General features: G+C 74.4%; 12 protein-coding genes. 1 reads left to right on the top strand and 11 read right to left on the bottom strand.

Translation table 11 applies throughout. The features are described 5' to 3' along the window. Nucleotides 1-143 precede the first annotated feature (143 nt). From HCN08_RS17620 to HCN08_RS17575, 11 genes are all read right to left on the bottom strand, one after another. On the bottom strand, nt 144-1,250 hold the full coding sequence (locus HCN08_RS17620; protein ID WP_206318904.1) for an LLM class flavin-dependent oxidoreductase: 1,107 nt from the start codon (nt 1,248-1,250) through the stop codon (nt 144-146). Between the two features lie 92 nt (nt 1,251-1,342). Further along, nucleotides 1,343-2,227 carry an alpha/beta hydrolase gene (locus tag HCN08_RS17615; protein ID WP_167984066.1) on the bottom strand — a complete coding sequence of 295 codons (885 nt, stop codon included), beginning with the start codon at nt 2,225-2,227 and terminating at the stop codon, nt 1,343-1,345. A 2-nt stretch (nt 2,228-2,229) separates the two neighbouring features. Then, entirely contained in the window at nt 2,230-2,433 is a 204-nt protein-coding gene (locus HCN08_RS17610; RefSeq protein WP_167984065.1) for a ferredoxin, read from the bottom strand. 196 nt (nt 2,434-2,629) lie between these two features. Next, nucleotides 2,630-3,850 carry a cytochrome P450 gene (locus HCN08_RS17605; protein ID WP_167984064.1) on the bottom strand — a complete coding sequence of 407 codons (1,221 nt, stop codon included), beginning with the start codon at nt 3,848-3,850 and terminating at the stop codon, nt 2,630-2,632. After that, complete coding sequence (locus HCN08_RS17600; RefSeq protein WP_167984063.1) at nt 3,847-5,079, bottom strand: acyltransferase family protein; 1,233 nt, start codon at nt 5,077-5,079, stop codon at nt 3,847-3,849. The genes HCN08_RS17605 and HCN08_RS17600 overlap by 4 nt, the downstream gene beginning before the upstream one ends. 255 nt (nt 5,080-5,334) lie before the next feature. Continuing rightward, nucleotides 5,335-7,038 (bottom strand): dipeptide ABC transporter ATP-binding protein, encoded by a 1,704-nt coding sequence (locus HCN08_RS17595; RefSeq protein WP_167984062.1) that lies wholly within the window; start codon nt 7,036-7,038, stop codon nt 5,335-5,337. Then, a complete protein-coding gene (locus tag HCN08_RS17590; protein ID WP_167984061.1) occupies nt 7,035-7,922 on the bottom strand; it encodes an ABC transporter permease in 888 nt (295 codons plus the stop codon). Before HCN08_RS17590 ends, HCN08_RS17595 begins: the two co-directional genes overlap by 4 nt. Then, nucleotides 7,919-8,878, bottom strand: coding sequence for an ABC transporter permease (locus tag HCN08_RS35425; protein WP_322974509.1), 960 nt, complete (start codon nt 8,876-8,878; stop codon nt 7,919-7,921). Before HCN08_RS35425 ends, HCN08_RS17590 begins: the two co-directional genes overlap by 4 nt. Then, the gene (locus HCN08_RS35420; protein WP_240970172.1) at nt 8,875-10,521 is read right to left on the bottom strand and encodes an ABC transporter substrate-binding protein; all 1,647 of its coding nucleotides are present in this window, start codon (nt 10,519-10,521) and stop codon (nt 8,875-8,877) included. The genes HCN08_RS35425 and HCN08_RS35420 overlap by 4 nt, the downstream gene beginning before the upstream one ends. Before the next feature lie 55 nt (nt 10,522-10,576). Next, nucleotides 10,577-11,617 (bottom strand): LLM class flavin-dependent oxidoreductase, encoded by a 1,041-nt coding sequence (locus HCN08_RS17580; protein WP_167984060.1) that lies wholly within the window; start codon nt 11,615-11,617, stop codon nt 10,577-10,579. 196 nt (nt 11,618-11,813) lie between these two features. Beyond that, the gene (locus HCN08_RS17575; protein WP_322974508.1) at nt 11,814-13,259 is read right to left on the bottom strand and encodes a DHA2 family efflux MFS transporter permease subunit; all 1,446 of its coding nucleotides are present in this window, start codon (nt 13,257-13,259) and stop codon (nt 11,814-11,816) included. Nucleotides 13,260-13,338: 79 nt separating this feature from the next. Here HCN08_RS17575 and HCN08_RS17570 point away from each other — a divergent pair, with 79 nt between their 5' ends. Continuing rightward, nucleotides 13,339-14,034 carry a TetR/AcrR family transcriptional regulator gene (locus HCN08_RS17570; RefSeq protein WP_167984059.1) on the top strand — a complete coding sequence of 232 codons (696 nt, stop codon included), beginning with the start codon at nt 13,339-13,341 and terminating at the stop codon, nt 14,032-14,034. The last annotated feature ends 29 nt before the right edge of the window (nt 14,035-14,063 follow it).

The following is a 14,063-nucleotide window of genomic DNA, read 5'->3' as shown; positions in this document are numbered from 1 at the left end:
TGGGCTACCGGCTCCCTCGTCGACGACGGGCACATACAGTCCGTGACGCACAGGTGTTCCTGCGCTATCACGTCCGGCCAGCGTCGTTGCGGGGCCTAACGGTGCTCTTTGGGCGCGCTAAAGCGGGGAGGGCGGGCTTCCGGTCACGGCTGTACGGCCGACCCGGCCGCGAGCCGCGGCAGGCAGCGCGCCGCGAAGGCCCGCATCGAGGCACGGGCGGCCTCGGACGGGAAGAGGCCGTAGCGGAAGCCGGCGATGAGGTACGTGGCCCCGGCGTCCGCGTACCGCGCCAGCTGCTCGGTCACCTCGTCCGGCGTCCCGGCGACCAACAGCTCCTCGGCCGCGGCGAGTTCGTCCGCCGTCAGCTCCTCCGGCAGCGGGGCCGGCGCCGCCCCGCCGACCGGCGCACCGCCCTCGGCGAGCGCCTTGGACGTGGCAAGTTGCCGAGCCACTTCCCGCACGGCAAGTCGCCGGAGCGCCGGGTCCGTACCGACGTGGAGGAACCGGTTGACGGCGATCTCCCGCACACCGGCACCACCCTCGCCCGCCGCCGAACCCGCCGCTGAGCCCACAGACCTCGCCGAACCCCCAGCCGCCGCCGAGCCCGCAGATCCCGCCGCCCCCGCCTCGTCCGCCAGCGCCCGCCGCACCCTGCGGCAGTGCTCCAGCACCGCCTTCTCCGGCATCGCCGCGTTGACCATGAAGTGGAAGCCCTCCCGCACCGCGAAGGCGACCGAGTCGGGGCTCAGGGCCGCCGCCCAGATCGGCGGATGCGGTCGCTGCACCGTGCGCGGCAGCACCGTCGCCGGCACGTCGAGCCGGTGCCGCGTGCCCGCGAAGGTGCTGTCCCGCGCGCCCAGCAGGGCCCGCAGCGCCAGCGCCGTCTCCTCGTACCGCGCCCGGCTGTCCTGCGGCGAGCGGCCGAACACGGCGAATTCGTGCGGCTGGTAGCCGCGCCCGATCCCGATGTCCAGCCGCCCGCCGGACAGCACGTCCAGGCTCGACACGTCGCACGCCAGCCGCACCGGGTCCCACAGCGGCAGCACCAGCACCGATGTGCCGAGCCGCAGCCGCGGCGCGACCGCGGCGACCTGCGCGAGCAGCAGCAGCGGCGAGGAGGTGAGGCTGTAGGTCGAGAAGTGGTGCTCGGTCACCCACAGCCCGGCGAACCCGGCGCCGTCCGCCCACACCGCGTCGTCCAGCAGTTCGCCGAACAGCCCCCGGGCGTCGGCCGTTTCGGGCGAGGCCACGAAGTTGAGGTACCCGACACCGACCCGCAGCCCCGGCCGTGACGGCGGTCGCAGCCGCGCCCGCGACCCGGGCGGCCCGGCCTCTTCCGTCGTCACGGGTGCAGCCCGCGGCGCAGCGCCTGGAGGTGCTCCGCACCGATCCGCCGCTGGTCGCGCGGGTCGCCGCCCTGCCCGAACGCGTGGTATTCGGCGGGGAAGTTGTGCAGCTCCACGGGCACACCGGCGTCCGCGAGCCGCAGCGCGTACGCGATGCCCTCGTCGCGCAGCGGGTCGAACTGCGCGGTGGAGATGTACGCGGGCGGCAGCCCGCTGAGGTCCGCCGCCCGCGCGGGCGCCGCGTAGACGGGCGCGTCGCCCACCAGGTCGCCCAGGTACAGCTGCCAACTCTCCTCCGCCAGCCGCCGGTTCCAGATCGGCGTGTCCGTGAACGCCGTCATGGACCCGCTGGTCAGCCGGTCGTCCAGCACCGGTGTGCTCAGGTGCTGGAAGGTGAGCCGCGGCCCGCCGCGGTCGCGCGCCAGCAGCGTGAGGCCCGCCGCGAGCGCCCCGCCGGAGCTGCCGCCCGCGACGGCCAGCCGCGCCGGATCGGCCCCGACCTCGGCGGTGTTGCCGGCCAGCCACGTCAGGGCGGCGTAGCAGTCGTCGAGCGGCGCGGGGAACCGCGCCTCGGGCGCGAGCCGGTAGCGTACGGCGACGACGACCGCGGAGGCGGCGGCAGCGGCCTGGGCGGCGCTCAGGTGCACCGAGTCGATGCCGCCCAGGACAAAGCCGCCGCCGTGGATCCACAGCACCGCGGGCAGCGCGGCCGTCGTGTCGTCGGGCCGGTAGACCCGCACCAGGACGTCGGGCGCGCCGGACGGCCCGGGGACGAGCTCCTGTCTGACCCGCACGCCCGGCACGGGCGGGAGCCGGTGCAGCGCCAGCGGCGCCGCGCGGTAGTCGGCGAGCGCGTCGACCAGCCGTCCGGTCACCGGCATCGTCAGCCCTCCTCCGCCACGAGTGCGATGGCCTGCGAGGGACACAGCGCGACGGTCTCGCGCAGCCGCGAGGCGTCCTCGTCGCCGTCCACCCGCGGGTCGAGGACCAGTACGGTGCCCTCGTCCGACTGGTCGAACCGGTCGGGCGCGGACAGCACGCACTGCCCGGCGCCCAGGCACCTGTCGGAATCCGCCGTGATGCGCATCCGCGCCTCCTCCTCCGGCCGCCCCCGCCGGGCGGCCACCTCCTGGCGGGCACCGCCCGCACCTGTCCCTTACGTCCGCCCGCCGCCCACCGGCGACCGGCCCCTCACCCGCCGCGCACCGGCGACCGGCCACCCGGTCCGTCCGGCGCACCGGCGGACCTCCAGCACCGCCGCCCGCGTACCGGCGGACACCCCGTCACCAGGTGACGGGCAGCTCCCACACGCCCTGCACCCCGCCGGCCTCCTTCAGCGGCAGCCGCCGCGACGGCACCTCCAGCCGGATGCCGGGCAGCCGGCGGAAGAGCGTGCTCAGCGCGATCTCCATCTCCGCCCTGGCCAGGTTCTGGCCGATGCACTGGTGCACCCCGTGCCCGAAGGAGATGTGGTTGCGCGCCCCGCGCGCCACGTCGAAGGCGTCGCCCCCGGCGAAGGCCCGCTCGTCGCGGTTGGCGGTGGAGATCACCACCACGACCCCGTCTCCGGCCCGTATCCGGTGCCCGGCCAGCTCCGTGTCGACGGTGGCGAACCGGGCGACGCCGTCCGCGATCGCCATGAACCGCAGCAGCTCCTCCACCGCGGTCGGCAGCAGCGAGGCGTCGGCGCGCAGCGCGGCGAGCTGGTCGGGGTTCTCCAGCAGCGTCACCACGCCCAGCGCGATCGCGCTTGCGGTCGTCTCGTGCCCCGCCACGAGCAGCAGCAGCGCGATGTCGACCAGGTCGCGGCGGGTCAGCGCGCCGGTGTCGACCTGCTCGGCGATGAGCGTGTCCAGCAGCCCGTCACCGGGCTCGGCCTGCTTGCGCCGGATCAGCCCGTCCAGGTAGCGGCTCAGCTCGCCGAAGGCCGCCGCGCTGTCCTCCAGCGTCGTCGAGCCGGTCACGACGCGGCGCGACTGCTGCTCGAAGAAGGCGTGGTCGTCGTACGGCACGCCCAGCAGCTCGCAGATGACGATCGACGGCACCGGCAGCGCGAAGTCGGGCACCAGGTCGGCGACCGGGCCGCGCTCCTCGATCCGGTCGATCAGGTCGTCGACGAGCTTCTGGATGCCCGGCCGCAGCTGCGCGACCTTCTTGACGGTGAACGTCGACAGCATCATCTTGCGCTGCACGGTGTGGTCCGGCGGGTCCATGCCGATGAAGTTGCGGACCTTGCGGGCCGACTCGAAGCGCGGCGCGAGCGCCGGGAAGTGCGGGTGGATGCGGTCCGAGGAGTACGTCGCCGCGTCCAGCAGCACCTGCCGGGCCTCGGCGTGGCCGCTGACGGCCCACACCTGGCGGCCGTTGTAGAGCCGCACCCGGGTCACCGGGCCCTCGGCGGTGTAGCGGTCGTAGCCGGCCGGCGGGTGGTAGGGGCAGCTGCGCGGGAGCGGGTACTCCGGGACCTCCGGGGCGCCGGCGGGGGCCGTGGTCGTCTCGGTCATTCCTTGACCTCCAGGACTGCGGGGCCGGCCCCGACCGGTGCGGTCGCGGGCGCCGGCGCGGACGGCACCGCCGTGGGACGGGACCGGGGCGTGGACAGGCGCCGTACGAGCGGGGTCTCGACCCAGCTGAACAGCGCGTGGGCCAGGGCCAGGGAGAGCGCGAGCGCGACGAGCGTCACGCCGACGCCGGCCGCGGGGGACCAGGTGTGGTGGGAGACCAGCCACCGGTAGCCGTAGTCGACCACCAGGCTGTGCACCATGTAGAAGGCGAAGGACACCTCGCCGAGCCGCACCAGGACGCGGCTGCGCAGCCCGCCGGTCGGCTTGGCGCCCACGTCGGCCAGCGCCGCCGCCGCGACCAGCGGGACCAGCGGCAGCGCCGCCGGGCCGCCCACCGAGAACAGATACGGCAGGTGCGAGACGACCACGTAGCCGCCGACCGCGATCGCCAGCGCCGGCAGCAGGCCGACCCGCGGCCAGTGGCCGGTCTGCACGATCCGCGCCAGCAGCATGCCCAGCACGAACTCCAGGGCGCGCACCGGCGGGAAGAAGTACACGAACCAGATCTGCTCGAACGAATACTGCCCCGAGGCGATGCCCGGCAGCTTCGCGCCGCCGATCGCGTACTGCGCGACCAGCGGCAGCAGCACCGCGAGCACCGCGACGGCGGCCAGCGCCGTCCACAGGTGCCGGGCCGGGATGCGCCGCACCACGAGCAGCAGCAGCGGGAAGGACAGGTAGAAGAACGCCTCGCACGACAGCGACCAGCTCACGCCGTTCATCGAGTTGGTGGTCGCCAGGTCCGGCACCCACGACTGGACGAGGAAGAGGTTTTCCACGGCCTGGTCGGCGATGATCTTCTGCGAGGCGATGCCCATCAGCACCGCCGCCGCCACGAAGGTGACCAGGTGGTTGGGGTAGATCTTGACCAGGCGGCGGCGCCACAGCCGCGGCGCGGTGTCGTCCGCCCGGGCCGACCAGGTCAGCACGAAGCCGCTGAGGACGAAGAAGAAGCACACCCCGTAGAAACCGGCCTTGGCCAGGATGTCGCCGAGGGTGTCGCCCAGGCCGCCGCCGATGTAACGCGACGGCAGGAAGGTGGCGTGGAAGGCGAAGACCAGGAAGGCCGCGACGAAGCGCAGCCCGGTCAGGGACGGCAGCTTCCGCGCGGCTCTCGGGTCGTCGCTCACGGTTCTCGCGGCGCCGGCCGCGGTGGGGGAATCCGGCATGTTCGGTCGCTCCCGAGTCGAGGTGACGTGGCACGCCGAGGCTCGCAGCCGCCGATTGGCCGGATCTAAAGCTGTCCTTTGGCCGGTGTCCGTGCCGCACCAGGCCGCAGTGCCGCACCCGGCACCCATGCGGCACCCGCACCCGGCCTCCACGCGGCACCCGGCCCCCGTATCCCGTCGTGGCCCCGTCCGGCCGCCACCGCTGCCGCCCCGCGCACGGCGGTGGCGGCAGCGGCGGCCGGGCGGGGGAGCAGGTCACGAGGGCTCCCCCACGGGCTCCCACAGGCGGGGCCGGGGCACCGCGTCCAGCAGCGCCCTGGTGTAGGCGTGCCGGGGGCCGGCGAAGACCTCCGCCACCGGCCCGGTCTCCACGACCCGGCCGTCCTTCATCACCAGCACCCGCTCGCTGATCTCCCGCACCACCGCCAGGTCGTGCGAGATGAACACCGTGGCCAGGCCCAGCTCCTGCTGCAACGTCCGCAGCAGATCCAGCACTTGCGCCTGTACGGACACGTCCAGCGCGGAGACCGGCTCGTCGCACACCAGCAGCCGCGGGCGCGGCGCCAGCGCCCGGGCGATCGCGACCCGCTGCCGCTGGCCGCCCGACAGCGCGAGCGGCCTGCGCTCCAGGTGCTCCTCGCCGAGCCCGACCTGGCGAAGCAGCCCCAGCGTCTCGGCCCGCCGCCGCTCGCGCGGTGTCCCGGCGACGGCCAGTGCCTCGGCGATGATCCGGCGCACCGGCCAGCGCGGGTCGAAGGCGCTCAGCGGGTCCTGCGGCACGAGCTGCAGCAGCCCGCGCCGAGGCCGCCGCGCCCGCTCCGGCAGCCCGCTCCACGCCTCGCCGGCCAGCCGTACGGTCCCGGCGTCCGGCTCCAGCAGCCCCAGCACCATCCGCGCCAGCGTCGACTTGCCCGACCCGGACTCGCCGACGACGCCCAGCGTCTGCCCCGGATACAGCGTCAGCGACACGTCCTCGACGGCGGTGCGGTGCACCCCGCCCGCGCCCTTGAACCGCTTGACGACCCCGGTGACGTCCAACAGCGGCGCCTCGCCGGGCGCCTTGCCCGACACCATGCCCGGCCCATCGCCCGGCTCCTTGCCCAGGGCTACGGGCGCGGTCCGCGGCCGTCCGCGGCCCGGCACCGACGCCAGCAGCCGCCGGGTGTACGCGTGCCGGGGCGCCTGCAGCACCTCGGCGGCCGGGCCCTGCTCGACGACGTCGCCGCCGTGCATGACCGCGATGTCGTCGGCCAGCGCCGCCACCACCGACAGGTCGTGGCTGATCAGCAGCAGGCCGGTGCCGTCCTCCTTGAGCCCGGCGAGCAGTTCCAGCACCCGCGCCTGCACCGAGGCGTCCAGCGCGGTCGTCGGCTCGTCGGCGATCAGCGCCGCCGGGCCCGCCGCGAGCGCCGAGGCGATCAGCGCCCGCTGCCGCAGGCCCCCGGACAGCTGGTGGACGTAGGCGCGGGCGCGGGCCGCCGGGTCGGGCATGCCGACGCGCTCCAGCAGCTCCACCACCCGCTGCGGGGCGTCCTTGCGGGTGGTGAGCCGGTGGGTGAGCAGCGACTCGGCGATCTCCCGGCCGACCGGCCGCAGCGGGTCCAGCGCGACCAGCGCGTCCTGCGACACCAGGCCGACCCGCCGGCCGCGCACCGCCCGCCATTCGCGCGGGCCGAAGCCGAGCGCGTCCCGCCCGTCGATCCGCAGCCGCCGGGCGGTGACGTGCGCGGTCGGCCCGGCGAGGCCCAGCAGGGCGTGCGCGAGCGTCGACTTGCCGGACCCGGACTCGCCGACGACCGCCAGGCAGCGCCCGGCGTGCAGCGCGAGCGAGGCGTCCCGTACCGCGTGCACCGCGCCCGGCCCGGAGCCGAAGCGCACATCGAGCCCTTCGACGTCGAGGAGCGCGCCGCCCTCGCCGGGGAGGGACGTGTCCTTGCCGAGCAGGGAGGTGTCGCTCATGAGACGGACCGCCTTTCGTCACGGCCCTGCGCGTACCGCCCGACGACCGTCACCGCGAGGACCGTGCCGACCAGCAGCAGGCCGGGGAACAGCGCGATCCACCACGCCTGGTCCAGGTATCCCTGGCCCTCGGTGAGCATCGCGCCCCACTCCGGGGTCGGCGGCTGCGCCCCGAGCCCGAGGTAACTGAGCGCCGCGCCGGTGGAGATGGCCGCGCCGAGCGTCAGCGTCGCCAGCACCAGCAGCGGCCCGACGGTGTTGGGCACGATGTGCCGCACGACCACCAGCGGGCGCGGCACCCCCAGCCCGACGGCGGCGTCCACGTAACCGGAGCGGCGTACGACGAGCGCCTGGGAGCGGACGACGCGGGCGAAGCCGGGTGCGACGCCCACGGCGACGGCGAAGGTCGTGCCGACGACGCCCTTGCCGGTGATGAGGATGACCATGAGCGCCAGCAGCAGCCCCGGCAGCGCCAGCAGCGCGTCGGCGGCCCGCATCAGCACCGCGTCGCCGAACCGGCCGAGCAGCGCCGCGGCCAGGCCCCACACCACGGCGGCGCCCATGCCGACGCCGGTCGCGGCGGCGCCGATCGCCAGCGAGTAGCGGGTGCCGTGCACGACCCGGTCGAAGACGTCCCGGCCCAACTGGTCGGTGCCGAACCAGTGGTGGGCTCCCGGCGCGGCGAGCGCCCCCGCCGGGTCGGTCGCGGACGGGTCACCGGAGGCCAGCAGCGAAGGGAAGGCCGTCGCGACCAGCACCAGCAGCAGGAACAGCCCGGCGAGCGCCACCACCACCGAGCGCACCGGCAGTTGGCGTCGTGCTTTCGCAACTGCCGCTTCGGGAACCGCGGGTGGCGCGAGCGAGGGGGAGGGGACCGAGGTCATGCCGCCGCCACCCCCGTCTCCCTGCGCAGCCGCGGGTCCACCACGACCGCGGCGAGATCCACCAGCGCCGCCACCACGACGAACACCACCGCGGACAGCGCCACCACCCCCTGCACCACCGGCAGGTCGCGGTCGCCGACCGCCTGGAGCGTGACGCGGCCGATGCCGGGCCGCGCGAAGACGTTCTCCACCACCACCGCGCCGCCCAGCAGCGTGCCGGTGAACCACCCGGCGAGCGTGAGCGCCGGCAGCGCGGCGTGCCGCAGCGCGTGGTGCGAGCGCACCCGGTGCTCGGCCAGGCCCCGGGCCCGCGCGGTCAGCGTGAAAGGCTGGTCCAGCGCGCCCAGCAGCCCTTCGCGCAGCACCGGCGCGAGCACCGCGGCGATGGGCAGCGCCAGTGTCAGCACGGGCAGTACGAGCGAGCGCGGGTCGCCGGTGTCGCTGACCGGGAACCAGCCCAGCTTGAAGGAGAAGACCGTCAGCAGCAGGATGCCCAGCCAGAAAGCCGGCGTGGAGACCACCACCAGCTCCGTCACCTGCGCCACCCGGCGCGGCCAGCGGGCCCGCCCGGTGGTCAGCAGCGTCACGACCACCGCGATCGCGACGGCGGTCAGGCTCGCCCACAGCGCGAGCGTCGCGGTCGGCCCGAGCTGGTCGGCCAGCACGTCCTTGACCGGCTGCTGCAACTGGTAGGAGTCGCCGAGCTGTCCGCGCGCGAGCCGCCCGAGCTGGTGCAGGTACTGCACGATCAGCGGCTGGTCCAGGCCGTACTGGTGCCGGATCTGCGCGCGTTGGTCGGCGTCGACCAGCGCGTGCGAGCCGACGATGGCCTTCACCGGGTCGCCGGGCACCAGTTGGAGCACCAGGAAGGCGACGGTGGCCGCCGCCCACACGACCAGGACCGCGGAGGCGAGCCTGGTCGCGGCGTACCGCAGCAGGGCGGGCGGGCGTCTCACTTGCCCTCCACCCAGGCGCCGTAGAACTCCGGCCACGCCGAGACCGACATGCGCAGGCCCTTGACGTTCTTGGCGACGCCGACGCTGGAGTTCTCCACGTACATCGGCACCACGACGGCCTGCTGGATCGCCCACTGCTGCACCTTGGCGTAGTCGGCGGCGCGGTCGGCGGGCTCGGTCGCGGCCTGCGCGGCCTTCAGCCAGGAGTCGACCTGCGGATCGGCGACGTGCGAGAAGTTGTGGCCGCCGCCGACGGAGGTGTTGGTGGACAGGTAGAACTGGCTGAGGATGTCGGGGTTGGTGCTGGCCCAGCCGGTCTCGACGACGTCGTACTGCCCCTTGTCGAGCTTGCCGGAGACCTCGGCCGCGTCGGTGGACGCCTCCAGGTCCAGCTGGATGCCGGCCTTCTTCAGGTCGCCCTGGACGGCCTGCGAGAAGACGGTGGCCTGCCCGTAGACGGGCGCCCGCACGGTGAGCCGCTTGCCGTTCTTGGTGCGGTAGCCCTGCGCGTCGCGGCCGGTCCAGCCGGCCTCGTCCAGCAGCTTGCCGGCGAGCGTGCGGTCCACCGGCCAGGAGTTGTCGAGCGCGGCGTCGTAGCCGTCGGGCGTGGTGGGCGCGAGCAGGCCCCAGGCGCGCTTGCCCGTGCCGAGGAAGACCGACTTCACCAGCGCGTCGAGGTCGATGGAGCGCTGGAAGGCCTGCCGGACCCGGATGTCGGAGAACAGCGGGCTCTTGGTGTTGAGGTAGAAGCTGTCGACGGCGCCGGGGTCGGCCTTGCTGAGCACCGTCAGGCTGCTGTTGCGGGCGACGGCGGTCTGCTGGTTGGCGGGCAGCGCGCCGGCCGCGTCCACCTGCCGGGAGTTCAGCATGCCGACCCGGGTGGCCGGTTCTGGCACGAAGCGGATCGTGACGCTGTCCAGCCGCGCCGGCCCGGACTGCGCCGCGTCCTTGGGCGCCCATTTGTAGGCGGGGTTGCGGCGGTAGACCCGCTGCTGCCCGCGTACGTACGTGCTCGCGATGAACGGCCCCGTGCCGACCGAGTCGGTGCCGGCGCACAGCTTGTCGGCGCCCGCGGTCAGCGTCTTGGGCGAGGCGATCCCGAGGTAGGTGGTGCTCGCGGCCTGCAGGAACGGCCCGTACGGGCGGCTGAAGGACACCTTCACGGTGTACGGGTCGACGACGGTGGTGGAGACGTACGGGCCGAGGATGCCGGCCGCGTACTGCGACTGGGTGGCCTTGGCGGTGATGTGGTCGAAGTTGGCCTTCACCGCGGCGGCGTCGAAGCGCGTGCCGTCGGTGAAGGTCACGTCCTTGCGCAGCGAGAAGGTGTACGTCTTCCCGCCGTCGCCGATCGTCCACGACGACGCCAGCCACGGCTCCAGCGTGCCGTCCGGCGTCTGGTACACCAGCGAGTCGAAGACCGGGCGCTGCACGAACGACGTGACGTCCTGGGCGCTGACGTGCGGGTCCCAGCAGTCCGGCTCCTGGTCGGTGGCGTAGGTCAGCGAGCCGCCGGACCGCGGGGCGGCCCCGGCCCCGGGCTTGCTGGTGTCGTCGTCACCGCCGCCGAGGCTGCAGCCGGCCGCGGCGACGACGAGGGGGAGGAGCAGGGCGGCGGTGCGGACGGTCCGGCGTGGGTGCATGGGAGCTCCGTGGAAGCGAAGGGTGCGTGTGCCGAGGGAACTGTCGCCACTGCTTCTAAAGCGGAGCTGAAACACTGCGCGTAGAGCCCGGCACGACCGCCTGCGCGGCCTGCGCGAGCAGCTCGAACGACCGCAGCCGCTCCTGCTGGTCGGGCACGACGGTCAGCGCCATCACCTCGTCGGCGCCGGTCGCCGCGACCAGCGCGGCGAGCTTGCCGCGTACGGTGTCGGGTCCGCCGATCAGCTGCGGCTCGGCGAGGTCGTCGAGGAAGGCCCGCTCGGCGGGCGTGAAGGCGTGCGCGGCGGCGGTCGCGGCCGACGGGAAGGCGTCGAAGCGCGGCACGGACCGCATGGCGATCTTGCCGAGCAGGTACGGGGCCGCGACGCGCCAGGCGTCCTTGTCGCTGTCGGCGACCGTGGCCAGCGCGGCCACCAGCGTCCTGGGCGCGCTCAGGTGCGGGGAGGGGCGGAAGGCGGCGCGGTAGGCGTCCAGCGCCGGCACCGTCGCGAACGGGTTGATCTGGTGGGCGTACGCGTACGGCAGCCCCAGCACGCCGGCCAGTTGCGCGCTCGACGGGCTGGAGCCCAGCGCCCACAGCTCGGGGCGGCCGTCGGCGGCGGGCACGGCGACGATGCCGGACGCCGGGTCGGCGGGCGCGAAGTAGCCGTCCAGCTCGGCGATCTGCTGGGCGAAGTCGTCGCCGCCGCGCTCGGGCGCGCGGCGCAGGGCGCGGGCGGTGAGCGGGTCGGTGCCGGGAGCGCGGCCCAGGCCCAGGTCGATACGGCCCGGGTGCAGCGCCTCCAGGGTGCCGAACTGCTCGGCGACGACCAGCGGGGCGTGGTTGGGCAGCAGCACCCCGCCGGAGCCGACCCGCAGCGTGCTGGTCGCGGCGGCGAGCCGGCCGATCAGGACGCCGGGCGCGGAGGTGGCCAGCGACGGGGTGTTGTGGTGCTCCGCGACCCAGTAGCGCCGGAAGCCGAGCGCCTCGATCCGCGGCGCGAGGGCGACGGTGTCGCGCAGGGCGGCGGTGGCGGTGCCCCCTTCGAAGACGGGTACGACGTCGAGGACGGACAGGGGTATCGCGGACTGGCTCATCTCGGGGACTCCTCGTTCTCCGCAAAGGGGTTGTCGCGCAAGGGGGTTTCCGGGGCGCTGGGGCCCGGCGCGGCCGGGGCGCCCGGTTCCGGACAGGAGTTGCCGGACAGGGGTGCCGCACGGGGGACGCCGGGCAGGCGGGTGCCCGCCGGTTCGGGGGAGCGGACCGGCGGGCGGTCGGACGCCCGGCGTACCGTCAGGCGGGGTCCGCGACCGGCTCGGGCGCGGGGGCCGCGGGGACCGGCTGCGGCCGGCCGGGCAGCAGCAGCCCGGCGACGAAGACCACGACCGCGGCGGCCACCGGCCACCAGAAGGCGTTGCCGAACGTGCCCGTGGTGGGCGCGTGGTGCGACCCGCCGCCGGTGAGGATCAGCGCGACCACGGCGATGCCGAGCGAGGCCCCGATCTGGTTCAGGATGAACACCGCGCCGGTCGCGCCCGCGACGGCCTCGCCGGGCACGGTCCGGTAGACCGAGCCCATGGTCGGCGCGCCGACCAGGCCCATGCCGAAGCCCGCGGCGAGCTGCGCGATCGTCAGCAGCACCTGCGAGCTGCCGGCGTCGGACTGCGTGAAGACCAGCGCCCCGGCCCCGATGAGCAGGGCCCCGGTCGGCACCAGCCGCTTGGCCCCGAACTTGTCGGCGAGGTTGCCCGCGACGGGCATGCCGATCAGGGTGCCGAAGCCGAGCGGCGCGAGCAGCAGCCCGGACTCCAGCACGGAGTGCCCGTGCACCTGCTGGTAGTACAGCGGCAGCAGGAACAGCAGCGAGAACAGGCCGCCGCCGAGCAGGAACATGGTGGCCACGCTCGCCGAGAAGCCGCGGCTGGAGAACAGCCGGACGTCCACCAGCGGCTGCCGGGTGCGCAGCGCGTGCGCGGTGTAGCCGGCGAACAGCACCACCCCGAGCGCGAGCCCGACGACCACCTCGGCGCTGCCGAAGCCGTTCGCGCCGGCCCGCGACAGGCCGAACACGATCGCGGCGAAGCCCGGGCACAGCAGCGCCACACCGAGCCCGTCCAGCGGCACCGGGTCGGAGCCGCGCGGCGGGTCGGGCGGCAGCACCCGCAGCGCGGCGACGATCGCGGCGAGCGCGAAGGGGACGTTGACCAGGAACATCCACTCCCACGACAGGTGGTCCAGGATCAGGCCGCCGACGATGGGGCCGACGACCGGGCCCAGCGTGATCGGGATCGAGATCAGGCCCATGACCCGGCCCATGCGCTGCGGTCCCGCCGCGGTCGCCACCACCGTCATCATGATCGGGTCGACCATGCCGCCGCCGAGGCCCTGGAGCACCCGGAAGGCGATCAGGCTGTCGGCGTTCCACGCCACCGCGCACAGCGCGGAGCCGGCGAGGAAAAGCGTCAGGCCCAGCAGCCACATCCGCTTGGCGCCGAAGCGCACCAGCGCCCACCCGGCGATCGGGATGGCGAGCGCCACCGCCAGCAGATACCCGGTCGTCACCCACTCGATGGTCGACAGGGAGGCGTCGAACTCCCCGCCGAGCGTGCTGATACCGACGTTGACGATGGTCGCGTCGAGGTAGGACATCATCCCGCCGAGCACCATCACGCCGACCACGGTGAGCAGCGCGCGGTCCAGCCCCGGGGGCGCGCCCTCCTCCGTCTTCGTTACAGACACAGCAACTCCTTTTTACTGTCCCACGCTACAAACTAAACCGGGTAGTTAAATTCTATGCGTGAGACGGTAGCATGGCCGTATGACGGTTGGCGAGAGCGAGAAGCCGGGCGAGAAGCCGGCGGGCGTGCCGGGCGAGCGCGGGCGCATGGACAAGCGCAGGGCGATCGTGGACGCGGCGCTGCACGTGTTCGCCCGGGTGGGCTACGCGCAGGCCAGCCTGGACATGATCGCCACCGAGGCGGGCGTGTCGAAGCCGACGATCTACAACCACCTCGGCTCCAAGGAGAACCTGTTCCGGCACGTCATGACCGAGACCGCCGCCCGGTCCAACGCCAAGACGCTCCAGGTCCTGCTCGACTTCCCCACCGACCCCGGAGCCCTGCGGCCGGGCCTGCAGGACGTGGCGCACAAGCTCGTCGACTGCTACTGCGACGAGCGCTCCGAGGCGGTACGCCGGCTGCTGTACGCCGAGGCGGTGCGCTTCCCCGACCTCTTCGACGCGGTGCGCGCCAGCGGCCCCGACCAGTTCACCGAGGCGCTGGCCGGCCGGCTCGCCCGGCTCGCCAACGCCGGCCACCTGACGATCAAGGACCCGGTGCGGGCCGCGAACCAGTTCATCGCCCTCATCTACGAGGAGCTGCCCGGCATGAGCGCGCTGGGCACCCGGGCGCTGGACCCGGCGGAGGTCTCCGAGGTCGTCTCGGCGGGCGTCGACACCTTCCTGCGCGCGTTCGGCCCCGACGGCGAGCGCGCCGACGGGGCCGGGACGGACTGAGCGGGCAGGGCATGCCGGCCGGCGGGCCG

It is taken from the genome of Actinacidiphila epipremni (genome assembly GCF_012034175.1).
Lineage (GTDB): Bacteria > Actinomycetota > Actinomycetes > Streptomycetales > Streptomycetaceae > Actinacidiphila > Actinacidiphila epipremni.
This window is presented reverse-complemented; position numbering and strand designations above follow the sequence as displayed.

Coding starts and splice junctions, on each gene's coding strand:
- HCN08_RS17615 (WP_167984066.1), bottom strand. CDS start 2,227: ATGCCGGTGACCGGACGGCTGGTCGACGCGCTCGCCGACTACCGCGCG.
- HCN08_RS17610 (WP_167984065.1), bottom strand. CDS start 2,433: ATGCGCATCACGGCGGATTCCGACAGGTGCCTGGGCGCCGGGCAGTGC.
- HCN08_RS17605 (WP_167984064.1), bottom strand. CDS start 3,850: ATGACCGAGACGACCACGGCCCCCGCCGGCGCCCCGGAGGTCCCGGAG.
- HCN08_RS17600 (WP_167984063.1), bottom strand. CDS start 5,079: ATGCCGGATTCCCCCACCGCGGCCGGCGCCGCGAGAACCGTGAGCGAC.
- HCN08_RS17595 (WP_167984062.1), bottom strand. CDS start 7,038: ATGAGCGACACCTCCCTGCTCGGCAAGGACACGTCCCTCCCCGGCGAG.
- HCN08_RS17590 (WP_167984061.1), bottom strand. CDS start 7,922: ATGACCTCGGTCCCCTCCCCCTCGCTCGCGCCACCCGCGGTTCCCGAA.
- HCN08_RS35420 (WP_240970172.1), bottom strand. CDS start 10,521: ATGCACCCACGCCGGACCGTCCGCACCGCCGCCCTGCTCCTCCCCCTC.
- HCN08_RS17580 (WP_167984060.1), bottom strand. CDS start 11,617: ATGAGCCAGTCCGCGATACCCCTGTCCGTCCTCGACGTCGTACCCGTC.
- HCN08_RS17570 (WP_167984059.1), top strand. CDS start 13,339: ATGACGGTTGGCGAGAGCGAGAAGCCGGGCGAGAAGCCGGCGGGCGTG.